Consider the following 17,429-nt stretch of genomic DNA (forward strand, 5'->3'; position numbering starts at 1 on the left):
AATTATCCCCCACTGAAAGATGCTAATAGCACTAATGCCCAATTCTTACACACCCTCGTCAAGAAGCATCTGTTTCCATATATAAATTTAAGAACGATTACGTTTTATCCATTGGTAGTATACATGACTGTTAATGTTTTGTAAACGAAACTCCCTTTCAAGTATAGTGTTGTATAATGAAATAAATACCCTTTTTCTCCCCAATATTCTAGGAGGTTTTGTCCGATGCAAAAACAAAATATTGCTCTTATTGATATAGGCTCTAACTCAATTCGCCTAGTTATTTTCCAATTGGATACTAGCGGTTACTATAAAGAGATTTTAAATCAAAAAGTGGTGGCTAGACTCAGTAGCCATATTAACGAGTCTGGAAATTTAACGGATAAAGGAATATCAGTGTTGCTAAATTCTTTACAAAAATTTCAGGAAATTACACGTACATATGAACTCAAAAAAGTTAAGTGTTTAGCAACAGCGGCGATCCGCCAAGCAAAAAATCAATGTGAAATTTTAGCAACAGTAACTGAAGCAACAAATTTTGAAATTCAGGTCTTGTCAGGATACGAAGAAGCCTTTTTTGGTTATTTAGCTGTAACAAATTCAACGAGCATTGAAGACGGAGTGACTATTGATATAGGTGGTGGCAGTACAGAAATAACTTTGTTTAAAGACAGAGTGTTACTTAATTATCACAGCTTTCCTTTTGGTGCTATCTCGTTAAAGCAAAGGTTCATTAAAAATGAAACGCCTACGATTGATGAGTTAACGAAATTAAGAATATTTTTGCAAAATCAATTTCAATCATTACCATGGCTAAATGAGGTTGGTATGCCTATTGTTGGAATTGGTGGCAGCTCTAGAAACCTCTCTCTTATTCATCAAAGAAAAACAGCATATCCCCTCTCAGGCTTACATCAATATGAGATGAGCTACGAAGCTATAAAAGAGATTACGAACAACCTAAGTACATTATCTGTTAAAGAGAGACAGTTTATCGATGGCCTATCGAAAGACCGCACAGATATAATTATTCCAGCTGCTGAAGCAATTACAAAATTAATGGAAGTAGCTAGTGGGAAAACATTTATTATGAGTAATAAAGGGCTTCGAGATGGTCTATTTTACGAGGAGTTATTTAAAGAGCTTAATATCGACTTTTTTCCTAATGTAGTAGAGGAAAGCTTTTATCAACTAACTCGTGACTATGAGATAAACATTGATAATGTAAAGTATTTATCTAAACTTGCAACAGAGCTTTTTTATGAGCTTAAACTCTTCACTCAACTCACGTTAACACAAGAAGACTTACGCCTCTTGCATTTAGGTAGCCGCGTCCTTTATTTGGGTGAGTTTATTAGTCACGAAGCGAGTAGCCAGCATACTTATTACTTGTTAACGAATTTGTCCATTGATGGTCTCTCACATATGGAACGATTAAAACTAGCGCTAATCGCTTCTTTTAAATCTAAAAATGCACTGCAAACGTATATCGCTCCGTTTAAAGGGTGGTTTACCAAAAATGAGGTAGAAAAAATAGAACTATTAGGAGCTATCCTTAAATTTTCTTATGGTTTAAACCGTACAAAACGCGAAGTCTTTTCTACAATACAAACATTAGAAAATAATGAAGAGACAATTAGACTAAAACTTAGTTATATAAAAGAACCATACTTTGAAGAAAATCAGGCGCAAAAATATAAGAAACACCTTGAAAAGGCATTAAAAAAACGGATTGAATTGCTCTTTTGTAGCAAAAATTAACATATAATTTACAAAACAACTATGAAAATACTGGTAAAATTAAATGGTGACGTTTTAAAATCAGAATTAATTACTGTTAGGAAGGGTGGATCTTCATGATTGAAAATTCAAATCTCATTAGTGATAATATCGATTTGAATAACCCAAACTTTTACAATAATCGAGAGTTAAGTTGGCTCTCTTTTAATGAGAGAGTGTTAGAAGAGGCCATTGATGAACGAAATCCACTATTAGAGCGACTGAAGTTTCTCGCTATTTTCAGCTCAAATTCGGATGAATTTTTTATGGTAAGAGTGGCAGGCTTAAAAGATCAAGTAAAAGCAGGGTTTAATAGACCTGAAAATAAAGCTGGATTAACTCCGCGTGAACAACTTGAAAAAATCTCAAACTTAAATCATCGGATTGTTACACTACAAGACCGGGTCTTTACAGAAACCCTTTTACCGATGTTATATCATGAAGGTTTTCAATTTTTAGCGATCGAACAATTATCTAGTGAGCAAATGGAATTTCTTAAGGAAAGATTTGAAACATATATTTTACCAGTACTTACGCCAATGGCCATCGATGCATATCGCCCCTTTCCAATGCTCTTAAATAAGAGTTTAAACTTAGCGGTTCTGTTAAAGAAACCTAATAGCAAAAAAGAAATGTTAGCAATTGTTCAAGTTCCCGGCGTATTGACTCGTTTTATTGCGGTTCCATCGCAGAATGAGAAAAGTCAATTTATCCTTCTAGAAGATGTGATTAGCCATTTCCTTTATAAGCTCTTTAAAGGGTATTCTGTTTTATCCGTTTCCCCATTTCGGATAACGAGAAATGCCGATCTAACCATACATGAAGAAGGATCTAGTGATTTACTTCGGGAAATTGAGAAGGAATTAAAAAAGCGGAAATCCGGATCTGCGGTTCGACTAGAAATGCAAAAGGGTAAAATGTCTGAGAAAGTACTTGCTTTTTTATTAGATGTTTTAGAATTAAAACAAAGGGATGTTTATGCTTTTAATGGCCCCCTCGATCTCACTTTTTTATTTAAATTTTATTCAGTAATTGGTGCAGAACATGACTATTTAATTAATGAAACGTTAGTTCCTCAACCACCAGAAGATTTAGTTAATGATGAAGATATTTTTGAAGCTATTTTAAAAAAGGATATCTTTTTGCACCATCCATACGAGTCGTTTCAACCAATCATTGATTTTATATCGGCTGCGGCTGACGATCCTCATGTTCTAGCTATAAAACAAACGTTATATCGTGTAAGTGGAGACTCACCAATCATACATGCATTAGCAAGGGCTGCAGAGAATGGCAAGCAAGTGACTGTTCTTGTTGAACTAAAAGCCAGATTCGATGAAGAAAATAATATTCAATGGGCAAAGAAGTTAGAAAAGGCGGGAGTTCACGTTATCTATGGAATTACTGCACTTAAAACTCACAGTAAAATTACTTTAGTCGTACGCCATGACGAAAATAATATCCAACGTTTTGTTCACCTAGGAACTGGAAATTATAACGACACCACCGCTAAACTTTATACAGATATGGGCTTACTCACTTGCGATGAGAATTTCGGGATTGATGCGACCAACTTTTTTAATTATTTAAGTGGCTATAGTGAAAAACCAAAATGGAATTACTTATCAACAGCTCCTTTTGAAATTAGAGAAACTTTTTTACAATTAATTGATGAAGAAATATCTTATCATAGAGAAACTGGGAACGGAAAAATCATTGCAAAGATGAACTCGTTAACTGATAAACCGATCATTATGAAACTATATGAAGCAAGCCAAGCAGGTGTTAGCATAGAATTAATTATTAGAGGTATTTGTTGTTTAAGGCCTGGTATCGAGGGGGTTAGCGACAACATTATTGTTCGTAGTATCGTCGATCGCTTTTTAGAACATAGTCGATTATTTTACTTTCGTCATGGCGGCAAAGACTCAATCTATCTATCTTCTGCTGACTGGATGACACGTAACATGGAAAAACGAATTGAGATCCTTTTCCCCATCATAGATGAAAGAATTAAAACCAGAATTAAAAATATTTTAGAGATAACATTAAGGGATAACGTAAAAGCGAGACAGCAAGATAAAGATGGAAATTACTCATATGTAAAAAAGCGCGATCATGAAATTGATGTCCAAAGCCAGTTAATCTTTTATCACATGGCCGCCAAGTATTTCGAAGATAACTAGAAAAGCAAGCCGCCCCTTTAAGCCACGACTAGCAAATAACATGGCAGAAAAAAAGTGTGCCTTTTCACTTTTTTATCTGACAGGTTATTTGACCTCGAGGGGCTGGGCGGCGTTGCTAGACAATAGAAAAGCAAGTCGCCCTGCTTAGCCCCGACTAGCAAATGTTCTTTCAGAAAAAAAGTGTGCCTTTTCCACTTTTTTATCTGACAGGTTATTTGACCTCGAGGGCTGGGCGACGTTGCTAGACAAGAGAAAAGCAAGTCGCCCTGCTTAGCCCCGACTAGCAAATGTTCTTTCAGAAAAAAAGTGCGCCTTTTCACTTTTTATCTGAAAGGTTATTTGACCTCGAGGGGCTGGGCGACGTTGCTAGACAAGAGAAAAGCAAGCCGCCCCGTTAAGCCCCGACAGGCAAAAAAGCGAAAGGTATCCTCCTTTCGCTTTTTTTATAGCTATTTTAAACCATTAACAAATGTTTCAACGTTTGTCCTCATCATTTTTATATATGAGTTAGTATCTTCAGTTTTCCCAATTGCATCTGTAAAAACAGTACCTGCAACTTCCACACCTGTTTCAGAAGCAATTTGATTAATATACCTTGGATCTACGGTCGTCTCTACAAATAATGCAGGTACATTATTATCTCTAACAATATCAATAATTCGCGAAATTTGCCCTGTTGTTCCTTCTTCATGAGAATTAATATCCCAAATTCCCTCAGTTACAAAACCGTATTGTGCACCAAAATATTTAAAGGCATTTTCACTAACAACGATAACACGGTTTTCTTCTTGTATTTGCGCTACCTCGTTTGCAATCCATTCATGTAATTGTTGAAGTTCTTCTAGGTAACGTTCTCCATTCGACTCATAAATGGGAGCACCTTCTGGATCTAACTCTGAGAGTTTCGCAACGATATTTTCAACGTATTGGATAACATTTGGTACACTAAGCCAAGCATGGGGATCATACTCATCAGTTGAGCCTACTAAAGTGATTGGTTCTACACCTGTGGATGCCTCAAAAACAGGTGTATCCGTAACCTGGCCAACTATTTTCGTTAACCATTCTTCTAAATCTAGTCCATTGACAATAAATAGATCTGCGTCACTAACTTTTTGAAAATCACTATTTAAAGGTTCATATTCATGAGGCTCTTCACCAATCGGAACGATATAACTTGTCGTTCCACGCTCACCAACAATTTCGCCAATGATGTCATCTAAAATTGAAAAGCTAGAAACAATTGATAAGCCTTCTGTTGGTTCGCCACCGTTGCTATTTTCCTTAGTTCCACAGCCAAATGCTAATAGCATAACCGCTACCATTACTAGAAATAAACGAATCATTTTCCCTGTAATCATCTTTCCAACTATCCCCTTTCGTTACCCTTGTTGTAATTTGGAGCGTAAAGCTCGCCAAATAATCCCTTGTTTCGGTGAAAAGAAAAAAGCAAGACCAAATAATAATGAAGCAATTAAAACAATTGTTGAGCCAGAACTGACATCAAAAATGACCGAGAAGTATATGCCTAAAACACCTGAAATGACACCGAAAACTGCCGATAAAACAAGCATGATTGACAAACGGTCAGTTAATAAGTACGCAGTTGCTCCTGGTGTAATTAACATTGCAACTACGAGGATAATTCCTACTGCCTGCAAGGAAGCTACTGTAACAAGCGATAAGAGTAACATTAGCATGTAGTGAATAAATTTCACGGGTAATCCAGTCGCTTTCGCCATTGTTGGATCAAAAGTACTTAGTAAAAGGGGACGATAAAACAAAATGATCATCCCGATTACAAATATACTCATCGCAAAAGTAACCCAAAGGTCAGTTGTTGAAACGGCTAATACATTTCCAAAAAGAATGTGCCATAGATCAACACTTGTTCCCTTTAGGCTAGAATTAAGGACAACCCCAAAAGCAAACATCGCAGTAAACATAATCCCGATTGCTGAATCATCTTTAATTCTACTATTCTGCGATATATAACCGATTCCTAACGCGGTTAATACCCCGGTAATTACGGCACCAACAAAAAAGCTAGCTCCAAGCATATAGGCAATGACGACTCCCGGCAAAACGGCGTGTGAAATTGCATCTCCCATAAGGGCCATCCCTCTTAAAATAATAAAACAACCGATCACACCACAAATAATCCCAACTAAAATGGCTGCAATTAAAGCATTTTGTAAATATTGATATCTAGATACTTGATCAATAAAGTTCATTACTTGTTGCATTAACTGTTCACCACCATCATGTTGTCATTATTACCAAATAAAGTGATACTACCTTTATATGCTTTTGTAAGTAGTTCAGGTTTGTAAACATCAGCTACTTTTCCGGCTCCAACTAACTCTTGGTTCAACAATAATAATTGATCAAAATATTTTTCTACCTTACTTAAATCATGGTGGACTACAAAAATTGTTTTTCCCTCAGCTTGGAGTTGACGCAGTAACGCTACAATGATCTCCTCTGACGTAGCATCAATTCCGACAAAAGGTTCATCTAAGAAAAATATATCCGCTTGTTGAGCTAAAGCTCTCGCGATAAACACCCTTTGCTGCTGTCCACCAGATAGTTGGCCAATTTGTCGTTTAGCGAAGGCTGTCATGCCAACTTTCTCCAGTGCTGCACTAGCTATCTCTTTATCTTTTATTCCAGCTTTTTTATACCAAGGAATAAAAGCATATCTCCCCATCAAAACGACATCCTCTACTAAAACAGGAAAATCAAAATCGATTGAACTTCTTTGAGGAACATAGGAGATTTTTTTTCGCATCTCTTTTATTGACTTTCCGCAAATTTCAATCTTCCCAATAAAATTTTCCAAGCCTAAAATCGCTTTTATCAATGTGGATTTTCCAGCACCATTTGGTCCGATAATTCCAACAAGCTGACCACGCTCAAAACTAAAGTTGATATTTTTTAATGCGTGATGACCATCATAATTAACAGAAAGACTCTCAACTTTCAATTCAGGTTGATTAGCCGTCATAATAGTTCCTCCTTTAGTATTTGAAAGGTTCGTTTCTAGTACATTATTTTGCTCTAAGGCAACTTTTACTCTAAAAATAAAAATCTTACTAAGTTACTGAACGTAAGACTTAACCAATCATTAGCTGTACTTCTTTAAACTAATCAATTTCAATATATGTTTTTCACCTGTATATGTGCATTGTATAATTGCCTATACATTAAATTGTTTCCTGAGGGAAACTTTTTTTAGCTTAACTAAATTATAAGAGTTACTTATAAATTTTGCAATACTTTTACTTTTAAGCTTAGCTCTTTTTTAGAAAATTTAAAATCTGGTAAATAACTGTTCACGAACTAAGCATGAAATCATAAACTAAACAGACTGATATATACAATAGGAGGTCTGTAAATGAATCCATTTATACTTCAAATGGTAAACCATAAGTTAAATACAATAAAAAAAGATGAATTGATCCAATTAGCAAAACAGTATCAATTTAAGATTACTGAAAACCAGGCTCAGAAAATTATTGCGATCCTACGTTCGGAAACAATTGATGTTACAAATCTAGCTCAAAGAGAACGAATTTTAACTAAAATTAAGCAACAAGTTGATGCTAATACGGAAAAAAAGATGAATGAAATGTTAAAGCAGTATGATCAATACTTATAAGGAAAAACTAAGGTATGAGACATTGCTTAAATCAAAAAAACTCCCTTTGCTAGTTTAACTAGCAAAGGGAGTTTTTTTGTATGAAAACTTTTTTGAGTATTAACTATATGTCGGTGGATTTTCTTGAACGAGCCTCTAAAATTCGTTAGAATCCAGCGGTTTTAATTGGAGATGGTACCGCGTATTTTTGTCCGACATATGGATTTACCAGAAGAAATTTTCGGTCAAGGTAAGAAGTCGGCCGACATTTTCATTCAGTGTTGAGCGCGGAAGTCAGTTGATTATGCCATAATCTTTTGTAAAAGTTCTGGGTCAAACGTTTTAGTTCTTAACATATTAATTTCATGTTTATATGGTGGCTTCGTATCTTTTTTATCTACGCCTACAAATGGTGTTTCAAGAATTTTAGGAATATCGATCAGCTGTGGATGATGGACGATGTAGCAAAGAGCCTCAAAACCAATATGACCAAAACCGATATTTTCATGGCGATCTTTTTTAGCACCACGAATATTTTTACTGTCATTTATATGAAGTACCTTTAAGCGATCCAATCCTACTAGTTTATCAAATTCATTTAGGACACCGTCAAAATCCTCGACGATATTATAGCCTGCATCATGAACATGGCAAGTATCTAAGCAAACTGATAGCTTCTCGTTATGCTGAACTCCATTAATAATTTCAGCTAATTCTTCGAAATTCCTTCCACATTCTGAACCTTTCCCTGCCATGGTTTCAAGTGCAATCTGAACTTCCTGATCTTTTTGTAATACTTCATTTAACCCTTCAATAATCTTTTTAATGCCTATGTCTGCCCCTGCATTAACATGGGCACCAGGATGTAAGACTATTTGTTTTGCACCAAGTTCGTGAGTACGAGCGATTTCAGAACGTAAGAAATTTACACCCAACTCAAACGTTTCCGGCTTCTGTGAATTCCCAATATTTATAATATAAGGGGCGTGAACGATGATTTCATCGATTCCATGTTCACGCATATGAGCAATACCAGCAGCAATATTTAATTCTTCTACTGGCTTTCTGCGAGTATTTTGCGGTGCCCCAGTATAAATCATAAAAGTGTTTGCCCCATATGAAATAGCTTCCTCACTTGACGCTAAGAGCATTTTTTTTCCGCTCATTGATACGTGCGATCCAAGTTTCATCCTCTCATCTCCTTTAAAACGTTTCCTAGAAGTCGAAGCAACATTAATTAGGAAACAACTTTATTTCTTTTTCTTTTTTCTATTTTGCTGATCTATCTTCTCTTGTGCCCATCTTGCTCTTTTCTTATATGAAGGCTTTACTTTTTTCGGCTTTGCCTTTGCTTTACCACCAGTGTTAGCAACCACCGTACCTTTTTTTGTTCCCGTTGGTGTTACCAATGTTGTTTTTCTTACATGGCGTCTTACCTTATTTTCCAACTCTACAAATTCACCGTTTTTTAAATCAACATAGGTAAAACGAATTTTACGTTCCGTTAATTTCTGAATTGCAGCTTCGTCCTTTTCTTCATAAATAGATAAGGCAATTCCAGATTCTCCAGCGCGTGCCGAACGACCTACACGGTGAATATACCAATCTAAATCATTTTTTGGTAATTCATAATTAATGATATGTGTTACACCTTTTATATCGATCCCTCGAGCCGCTAGGTCTGAAGCAACTAAGTATTGCACTTTAGCTGAATTTACCTCTTTCATCACTTGCTTACGCTGTCTTGGCTGCAAACCACCGTGGATTCTCTCAACATTCATTCCAGCCTGAAGCATTGCATCAGCCACTTCATCAACTTGCTCTTTGGTATTCGCAAAAATGATTGCAAAGTAAGGATTATACTTTTTAGCTATTTCAACAACAAGTTTTAGTTTGTCTCTATGTCTGGCTGGGAGTAAATAATGGTCAATTTTTTCAGCTGTTGTTTGTTGTGGATCAACTTGAACATGACGTGGATTATTCATGTATTTCTTTAAAAATGGTTGAAGTTTTTCCGGAATGGTTGCAGAAAAAACTAACATTTGAAGTTCTTCTCCCATACGAGAAGCAATTTTATCAACTTCTTCAATGAAACCCATATCAAGCATTTGATCTGCTTCATCAACAACAAATATTTGAGAAGTATAAACTTTTAAGGCTTGCTCTTCTACCATATCAAAAATGCGTCCTGGTGTCCCAACAACGATTTGTGGTTGTGTTTTTAATTTTCCAATCGTCTTTAAGCGGTCAGTACCACCAACAATTAGCTTAGCAGAAATTTCATCTTCTTCATTTTTTGAGAACTGGAGAATTTTTTCTAGTTCACTAAAGATCTGTGTAGCTAACTCTCTAGTTGGTGCCGTTATAACTGCTTGTACTTCCTCTTTTGTAACATCTATCCGCTCAATAATTGGAATTAAAAACGCTAATGTTTTACCAGAACCTGTCTGTGATTGTCCAATTACATCTTTTCCTGAAATGATCGCTGGGATTAACCGTTCTTGAATTTCAGTTGGTAAAGCAAAGCGTTGGTCAGTTAAAGCCTTAATAATAAATGGTTTTAATTGGAAACGCTCAAAATTTGATTTCGTACTCATAAACATTCTCCTACCTTTTGTATCTTTAATTTAGTCGAGCTTTTTCGATGTGGTCTGACATTATTATCCTAGACATTATACTATACCATTCTTTTCATAAAATCAAAATGGTGGGGAAATTATTCGTCACTGATTATTGTACCCATTTACAGCACACCCATTTATATAAGTGCATATACCTAATTGTAGAGAATGATGTTTTAGAAAGGATGGAGCTTATGTATCCAATGCCAACACCGCAAATGCCACCTATCGCTCCTGGGACCTCAATGTTAACTCGTGGTATGTTCCAAGGAGGTGCAGCCAACCAGCTAAGTAGTCTACCACTTCAACAAGGTGTAATGGGACAGTCCGGTGGAATATTATCGAAACTCTTAGGAGGTGCGCAAGCTGGGGGCGGAGGCTTCACTAACATTTTAGGTATGCTACAAAACGCCCAAAAAGCAATTGGCGTTTTCCAACAAGTTAGTCCTATGGTGCAACAATATGCACCATTCGTAAAATCATTACCAGCCCTCATTAGTATGATGAGAAATAGTGGCAGTTCAGAAAGTGGTGACGATGAAACAGCCTCTGTTGAAGAAACTAGTGTTAAACAGCAAGTGAAAAAATCAAAATCAAAGAAAAAATCTCAAAAAAATCCCACTACGAAAACGAAAGACAAAAAAAGTCCTTCTACAAGAAAAAAAATAACTACGTTGCCTTCAAAAAAGAGCTCTTCTATGGAAATTGCTCGAGGTCTCCCAGCCCCAAAACTATATATTTAACTTAACTATACCTAAAATTAGAGGTGGTCTCGAAAATTTTTTTTGAGCTTCCTCTTCTTTTCATACATATTATCAGCTTGTTAGGACATACTATAATAGTAAACAAAAAGACAGGTAATTGTTGTAAAATTTTTCTTTTTCAAACAAATGTGTTATACTTGTAATTATCCTCATTAATCTTCACAAATAATTACCACTGTTTTTTACATATTATGCTCCGCTTAATTTGTACTGTTCTCCCAAAAATTGTTACTAATTGGTTTAAATGTATAGGAGAATAGATGTTTATTTGTTATAGAAAACGTTTGGAGGTATGCTTATGTTCAATGTAGGTGATCACGTTGTATATCCATATCACGGTGCTGGAACAATTCGCGATATAGAGGTAAAGGAAGTCTTAGGGGAAAAATTATCATACTTTGTTTTGTATTTTCCTTTAAATGATGTAACATTAATGCTTCCTGAAGATCGTATTAACAGTTCCGGATTAAGAAAGGTAATTGAAGAAAATCAACTAGATGAACTTATCTATGCACTTCAAAACGGTATTCAAACTAAAAACGAAAATCCTAAGCAATATTCAAGAGAAAATGAAAATTTATTAAAAAGTGGTAATATTATTGATGCTGCTCATGTCATTGCAAATTTGAGCCTAAAGGATTATGAACGTACAAATGGACTACACATTCAAGATCGTAAAAATCTAGATAAAGCTAAACAATTTATTGTAAGTGAACTAATGCTTGCTAACGATATGTCTGAAGAAGAAGCTTACGCTTTTATAGATAAATATGTACAAATCTCACAAGGTGCTTAAAAATAGTTGCGGTACCTATTAGCATAAAATGTAAAACTAAGGCTAACGTCCATAATGGCGAAGGTCTTAGTTTTTTTAAATGTTCTCATTAACCGTACACTCTTAATGACCTGACAACCGCTAATTCATTGCATAACTTACAACACTTCACTTATAATGAATGAAGGAAAGTTAGGTCATTAGCACTTTTAGCGCTTACTTTCTTCCATAAAGAATAGAGGAGGCTCCCAATAGTGGAAGTAATAAAAATTTCGCCACGTGGCTATTGCTATGGTGTTGTTGATGCAATGGTATTAGCGAGACAAACGGCTAAAAATTTAGATTTACCACGGCCTATTTATATATTAGGAATGATCGTTCATAATAAACATGTTACTGATGCTTTTTCAGAAGATGGTATCATTACACTTGATGGACCTAATCGACTTGATATCCTTAGTAAGATCGAAAAAGGAACAGTAATCTTTACAGCACACGGCATTTCCCCAGAAGTAAGAAGAATTGCTAGAGAAAAAGGACTTACAACAGTTGATGCAACTTGTCCTGATGTGACCAAAACCCATGACTTAATTTCAGAAAAAACGAAAAAGGGCTATGAAATCATCTATATAGGCAAAAAACATCATCCTGAACCAGAAGGAGCTATTGGTGTTGCACCAGATCATGTTCACCTTGTCGAGAATGTCTCAGATGTAGCACAACTTCAAATCGTTAGCGATAACATTATCATTACAAATCAAACGACAATGAGCCAATGGGATGTCTCTCACATTATGAAAGCAGCTTTAGACAAATTTCCTAAAGCAGAAATCCATAATGAAATTTGCCTTGCGACACAAGTTCGCCAAGAAGCTGTTGCCGAGCAAGCAAAGGAAGCTGATCTTCTGATCGTCGTTGGTGATCCGAAAAGCAATAACTCAAATCGTCTAGCTCAGGTATCTGAAGAGATCGCTGGCACGACTTCGTACCGAATTGCTGATATATCCGAGTTGAATTTAGAATGGCTAAAGGGCATTAATAAAGTGGCTGTTACAAGTGGTGCTTCCACACCTACTCCGATAACAAAAGAAGTGATAAATTTCTTAGAGCAGTACAATCAAGAAGACCCATCAACGTGGACGATTGAGAAGAAAGTCCCACTAAATAAGATATTACCAAAAGTAAAAGATTAAACGGGCCAAATTTGGCCCGTTTTTTACATTAGTATTCTCCCAAAAGCAATCATCAGCAAAAGGGAACCCTCGCTCCTTACAGGAAAGTAAAAGGGTCAGTATTTAAATTCGAGGAGATAACTTTCGTATCGTACTTATTTTCAATAAGGAACTTTTCTAAAAAGTTTTTCACTGCTTCTTTCATTATTTTTTCGACATTATGCCCTGGGTCAATCAAATTAAGTCCTTCCATCATCGCGTCATGGGCAACGTGGTAATATACGTCCCCAGTAACAAAGACATCAGCACCTTTAAAAAGGGCACTAGAAACGTATTTGTTGCCATCACCGCCTAAGACAGCCACTTTACTTACCTTATCTTCTAATTTACCCACTACTCGTAACCCTTCTACTTCAAAAGCTTCTTTTACGAAAAGCGCAAATTCTTTTAGTGTTAATTCTTCTTTAAGTACTCCTACTCTCCCTAACCCTAACTGCTCACCTTTATTGTCTAACGAATAAATATCATAAGCGACTTCTTCGTATGGGTGAGCCTTTAATAATCTGGAAATCACCTTATTTTGAAGGTGGGCGGGAAAAATTGTTTCTATTTTAGTTTCTTGAATGAATTCGAGCTTACCTGTCTTCCCAATAAACGGGTCTGCTCCTAATTCAGGTTTAAACGTTCCTGTCCCCTCTGAATTGAACGTGCAATGACTATAGTTACCAATATGTCCAGCCCCTACACTTGCCAATGCCTCGCGGACAGTATCCGAATGCTCAACTGGAACAAATACTACTAGCTTCTTTAACTTAATTTCAGTTGTAGCTGACAATACCTCAACGTTTTCTAACCCTAGCTTTTGTGCCATTAGGTCATTTACCCCACCTTTTGCCACGTCTAAATTGGTGTGGGCAGCATAAACAGCGATATCATGCTTTATCAATTTTTCAACAATTTTTCCGTAAGGACGATCTGTTTGAATAGCCTTTAATGGACGAAAAATAATTGGATGATGGGCAATAATTAAATCAACTGCTTCCTCGATTGCTTCATCTACAACCGTATCGAGCAAATCGAGAACTACCATGATCTTTTTTATTGGTTTATTTAATGTTCCAATTTGTAGACCAATCTTATCGCCTTCAACTGCTAGTGATTTTGGTGACCAACTTTCGAAGGCTTGAATAATCGCCTGGCCATTTGCCAATTTTTTCATTGCAAGACCTCCTCAACACGCTTTATTTTCATTAATAATTCCTGCTTTTTCATTAGAACTTCCTCGGTCTGCTTTGCTTTATCAAATTGACTAACAATTTTTCTCCATTCATTAAGTTCAGTCGTCCACTTTTTGACGAAAATATCACTTCGTTGTTCCATTAAAAGAGGACCTAATAATAGCTCTAGTTGATAATTATCTTCACTGTAAGGACTTTCTCCGCATTTCTCGGCTGTTAGGATTTCGTAGATAATGCCATCTTCTTCAAGAATTACTTCGTTAATTAGATACCAGCTATTTGTTTCTAGCCAAACTCTAATTTGGTTCGCAGCTACATTCGGCTGTAATATTAACCGTTTTATATCGCCTAATTTCTCTTTCCCAGCTTCTAAAATTGAGGCAATTAACGGGCCACCCATTCCAGCAATTGTAATTACATCAACCTCACCCTTATTAACTACTTCCAAACCGTTACCTTTTCGAACTGTTATTTGCTCTTGATAATTTAATTTCTTTACCTGTTCAATTGCTGATTGAAATGGACCATGATTTACTTCTCCAGCAATTGCTGACGTAATCATTCCATTTTTAAGAGCGTAACATGGCAAATAAGCATGATCTGAACCAATATCAGCCAATCTACTTCCCATAGGGATTTGCTCTGCTACTTGTAATAATCGTTTTGACAAGTTACTTTCATTCATCGGCTTCACCTAAACTTTTATGTATTCTTCTTTTATCTTAAACTTTTAGTGAAAGGGATGCAAATACACCCTTTTTCACTTTAGTTCTCTAACAATTAATGGCTCTTGGAAAATAAAAAAAAGGACTGTATATAACAATCCTTCTTTCACTTTACTTTGCTGTTTCTAGTAAATATTCAGCGATTGCACTTAATTCAGCCTCATCATAATTAGGAAAGGCTGGCATCCCTGTTCCTTGGCCCTCTTTAATAATTGACATGACCTCTTCTTTTGAGAGTTTGTCAGCCAATCCTTGTAAGCTGTACACTGGCCCATCAAAGTTACCGCCATGACAGCCAATACATGTAGATTTATAAGCTTGTTCTCCTAAAGCCATAGGATCTGACGTATCAACCGTTTCTTGTGGTTGCTCACCGTCCCCTTCTAAAGCTAACCTAGCATCCTTTTGGTTTACACCAATAAAGGATAAAACAATCATAAGGCTTAAACCTACTACTGCGATTGCAGCATAGCCGTATAAAGGTTTTCCTCTCATACTGCCACTCCTTCACATAATTATCTTTAATAAGAACATTTACAGACTACTGCTATTTTACTTGAAAAATGTGTACTAGAAAAGGGAAAAGCATAATTTTTGCGAAATTCATCTAAATTGTTCACATTTACAACATAGAAATAGGAGTATTGCTATCGTTATTTAAATAAAAAGTATACGACAATCGCAATACCAATTGCACCAGATATCATAAAATAGATCAATTTATATTTTTTCCCAATAACTAGCCACATAACACACGTAAAAAATACAGCACCTAATAATATTTGAGGTTGATTAGGAAAAATGAAGTTAACTGTCTCTATAGTGGCTAAAAAAAACATTAACGCTCCTAACAAAATATAAAAATGAACAAACCTGTGATCAACCCTTTTTACTTGAGTTGCAACGAGAAACATTAAGCCGCTAAAAATAATTACAAGACCGATTTGCAAAACCGGAGAAAAGTCAGTAAAATAAATTACAAGAAATGTTAATCCGAATATCGCTAAACCGAAAGTAGTGATTAAAAGCGGTAAAAAACTTACAGCAGAGTTTCCTTTTTCTTCTTTTTGGGTGCCTGTTTCTTCACCTTCTGTATACAGACTCAATAAAAAATTACAATATTGTTCAGGTAAGAGTCGATTCTCTTTCCAATATTTGATTTCATCTATGATTATTTTTTTTCGTTCCATGCCTTTACTCCTTTTGACGATGTCACCTTATTCTAGCATGTTTTATCTTTGTTGGAAGGTTTTATCTAATATTGTAAACAAAACAGGATGAAAGTCATAAACGATTACTTGTCAAAATGTATTAAAAAATGGTTTACCTCATCTCTGAAGTAAACCATTATCGAAAATTTTATTCAAGAAAGTCTTTAAGTCGTTTGCTTCTGCTTGGGTGGCGAAGTTTCCTTAGTGCTTTCGCTTCAATTTGACGAATTCGCTCACGAGTCACTCCGAAGACTTTACCCACCTCTTCAAGTGTACGTGTACGACCATCATCAAGCCCAAAACGAAGTCGTAGAACGTTTTCTTCCCTATCAGTTAACGTATCGAGAACGTCTTCTAATTGCTCTTTTAAAAGCTCGTACGCTGCTGCATCTGAAGGTGCTAATGCCTCTTGGTCCTCAATAAAGTCACCAAGGTGCGAATCATCTTCTTCACCAATTGGCGTTTCCAAGGAAACTGGCTCTTGAGCAATTTTTAAAATCTCACGAACCTTTTCAGGAGTGAGATCCATTTCTTCAGAAACCTCTTCTGGAGTTGGTTCACGACCCAAGTCTTGAAGTAGCTGACGTTGAACACGGATTAGTTTATTAATTGTTTCAACCATGTGAACCGGTATCCTAATTGTTCTAGCTTGGTCAGCAATAGCTCTGGTAATTGCTTGACGTATCCACCATGTTGCATAAGTACTGAACTTATAACCTTTTTCATAGTCAAACTTTTCTACAGCCTTAATTAAACCCATGTTACCCTCTTGAATTAGATCAAGAAATAACATTCCTCTACCAACATAACGCTTTGCGATACTAACAACTAGCCGCAAGTTGGCTTCTGCCAATCTACGCTTTGCTTCTTCGTCGCCAGTTTCAATCTTCTTAGCTAGTTCAATTTCATTTTCTGCAGAGAGAAGTGGTACGCGACCAATTTCTTTTAAGTACATTCGAACAGGATCATTGATTTTTATTCCTGGTGGAACACTTAAATCATTTAAGTCAAATTCTTCTTCTTTTGCAACCTCTTGAATGTTTGGAATGTCGTCAGACTCGTTTAATACCTCGATACCTTGGTCTCCTAAGTATTCAAAGAACTCGTCCATTTGGTCTGAATCTTGCTCAAAACCAGATAGTTTTTCTGTAATTTCGGCATATGATAGCACACCCCGTTTTTTTCCGAGCTCTACTAATTGTTCCTTAACTTGATCGATTGACAATTCTCCTTCTGCCACTGGGCGAACAGGTTTTTCTGCCATACGACCCCCTCCTTCCGATAGTTCAACTACAAGCTTATACATATCTAAACAACG

16 protein-coding genes are annotated in these 17,429 nt (G+C 36.1%); 6 read left to right on the plus strand and 10 right to left on the minus strand.

Annotated features, from left to right (window positions below; genetic code table 11):
- The first annotated feature begins 225 nt into the window (after nt 1-225).
- Entirely contained in the window at nt 226-1,761 is a 1,536-nt protein-coding gene (gene ppx, locus ACK4M9_RS10660; RefSeq protein WP_409850193.1) for an exopolyphosphatase, read from the plus strand.
- 95 nt (nt 1,762-1,856) lie between these two features.
- Nucleotides 1,857-3,965 carry an RNA degradosome polyphosphate kinase gene (locus tag ACK4M9_RS10665; RefSeq protein ID WP_409850195.1) on the plus strand — a complete coding sequence of 703 codons (2,109 nt, stop codon included), beginning with the start codon at nt 1,857-1,859 and terminating at the stop codon, nt 3,963-3,965.
- A gap of 449 nt (nt 3,966-4,414) precedes the next feature.
- Here the strand turns inward: ACK4M9_RS10665 and ACK4M9_RS10670 are convergent, their stop codons facing one another.
- From ACK4M9_RS10670 to ACK4M9_RS10680, 3 genes are read right to left on the minus strand one after another with little or no spacing between them, the layout of a single operon-like run.
- The gene (locus ACK4M9_RS10670) at nt 4,415-5,326 is read right to left on the minus strand and encodes a metal ABC transporter solute-binding protein, Zn/Mn family (protein WP_409850197.1); all 912 of its coding nucleotides are present in this window, start codon (nt 5,324-5,326) and stop codon (nt 4,415-4,417) included.
- 21 nt (nt 5,327-5,347) lie between these two features.
- The gene (locus tag ACK4M9_RS10675) at nt 5,348-6,211 is read right to left on the minus strand and encodes a metal ABC transporter permease (protein ID WP_409850199.1); all 864 of its coding nucleotides are present in this window, start codon (nt 6,209-6,211) and stop codon (nt 5,348-5,350) included.
- On the minus strand, nt 6,211-6,972 hold the full coding sequence (locus ACK4M9_RS10680) for a metal ABC transporter ATP-binding protein (RefSeq protein WP_409850201.1): 762 nt from the start codon (nt 6,970-6,972) through the stop codon (nt 6,211-6,213). The genes ACK4M9_RS10675 and ACK4M9_RS10680 overlap by 1 nt, the downstream gene beginning before the upstream one ends.
- A gap of 390 nt (nt 6,973-7,362) precedes the next feature.
- Between ACK4M9_RS10680 and ACK4M9_RS10685 the strand changes: the two genes are divergently transcribed.
- On the plus strand, nt 7,363-7,626 hold the full coding sequence (locus ACK4M9_RS10685) for a DUF2624 family protein (protein WP_409850203.1): 264 nt from the start codon (nt 7,363-7,365) through the stop codon (nt 7,624-7,626).
- Between the two features lie 281 nt (nt 7,627-7,907).
- On the opposite strand, the gene ACK4M9_RS10690 is transcribed toward ACK4M9_RS10685, so the two are convergent.
- Together ACK4M9_RS10690 and ACK4M9_RS10695 are read right to left on the minus strand one after the other, a co-directional pair.
- The gene (locus tag ACK4M9_RS10690; protein ID WP_409850205.1) at nt 7,908-8,795 is read right to left on the minus strand and encodes a deoxyribonuclease IV; all 888 of its coding nucleotides are present in this window, start codon (nt 8,793-8,795) and stop codon (nt 7,908-7,910) included.
- Nucleotides 8,796-8,855: 60 nt separating this feature from the next.
- Entirely contained in the window at nt 8,856-10,202 is a 1,347-nt protein-coding gene (locus ACK4M9_RS10695; RefSeq protein WP_409850207.1) for a DEAD/DEAH box helicase, read from the minus strand.
- Between the two features lie 218 nt (nt 10,203-10,420).
- On the opposite strand from ACK4M9_RS10695, the gene vrrA reads away from it, so the two are divergent.
- From vrrA to ACK4M9_RS10710, 3 genes are all read left to right on the plus strand, one after another.
- Nucleotides 10,421-10,969 carry a VrrA/YqfQ family protein gene (vrrA, locus tag ACK4M9_RS10700; protein ID WP_409850209.1) on the plus strand — a complete coding sequence of 183 codons (549 nt, stop codon included), beginning with the start codon at nt 10,421-10,423 and terminating at the stop codon, nt 10,967-10,969.
- A 319-nt stretch (nt 10,970-11,288) separates the two neighbouring features.
- Nucleotides 11,289-11,786 (plus strand): CarD family transcriptional regulator, encoded by a 498-nt coding sequence (locus tag ACK4M9_RS10705; protein ID WP_409850211.1) that lies wholly within the window; start codon nt 11,289-11,291, stop codon nt 11,784-11,786.
- A 233-nt stretch (nt 11,787-12,019) separates the two neighbouring features.
- Nucleotides 12,020-12,958, plus strand: a complete 939-nt coding sequence (locus ACK4M9_RS10710) for a 4-hydroxy-3-methylbut-2-enyl diphosphate reductase (protein ID WP_409850213.1) — start codon at nt 12,020-12,022, stop codon at nt 12,956-12,958.
- A 76-nt stretch (nt 12,959-13,034) separates the two neighbouring features.
- Here ACK4M9_RS10710 and ACK4M9_RS10715 read toward each other — a convergent pair whose 3' ends face one another.
- The 5 genes from ACK4M9_RS10715 to rpoD all read right to left on the minus strand — a co-directional run bounded on the left by ACK4M9_RS10715 (nt 13,035) and on the right by rpoD (nt 17,375).
- Nucleotides 13,035-14,156: a Nif3-like dinuclear metal center hexameric protein gene (locus tag ACK4M9_RS10715; RefSeq protein ID WP_409850215.1), complete on the minus strand. Its 1,122-nt coding sequence runs from the start codon at nt 14,154-14,156 to the stop codon at nt 13,035-13,037.
- On the minus strand, nt 14,153-14,860 hold the full coding sequence (locus ACK4M9_RS10720; protein ID WP_409850217.1) for a tRNA (adenine(22)-N(1))-methyltransferase: 708 nt from the start codon (nt 14,858-14,860) through the stop codon (nt 14,153-14,155). The genes ACK4M9_RS10715 and ACK4M9_RS10720 overlap by 4 nt, the downstream gene beginning before the upstream one ends.
- A gap of 151 nt (nt 14,861-15,011) precedes the next feature.
- Nucleotides 15,012-15,395 (minus strand): c-type cytochrome, encoded by a 384-nt coding sequence (locus ACK4M9_RS10725; protein ID WP_409850219.1) that lies wholly within the window; start codon nt 15,393-15,395, stop codon nt 15,012-15,014.
- A 158-nt stretch (nt 15,396-15,553) separates the two neighbouring features.
- The gene (locus tag ACK4M9_RS10730; protein ID WP_409850221.1) at nt 15,554-16,090 is read right to left on the minus strand and encodes a hypothetical protein; all 537 of its coding nucleotides are present in this window, start codon (nt 16,088-16,090) and stop codon (nt 15,554-15,556) included.
- Between the two features lie 169 nt (nt 16,091-16,259).
- Complete coding sequence (rpoD, locus tag ACK4M9_RS10735; protein ID WP_409850223.1) at nt 16,260-17,375, minus strand: RNA polymerase sigma factor RpoD; 1,116 nt, start codon at nt 17,373-17,375, stop codon at nt 16,260-16,262.
- Nucleotides 17,376-17,429 lie beyond the last annotated feature (54 nt).

The organism is Anaerobacillus sp., from assembly GCF_046314235.1.
Taxonomy (GTDB): domain Bacteria; phylum Bacillota; class Bacilli; order Bacillales; family Anaerobacillaceae; genus Anaerobacillus.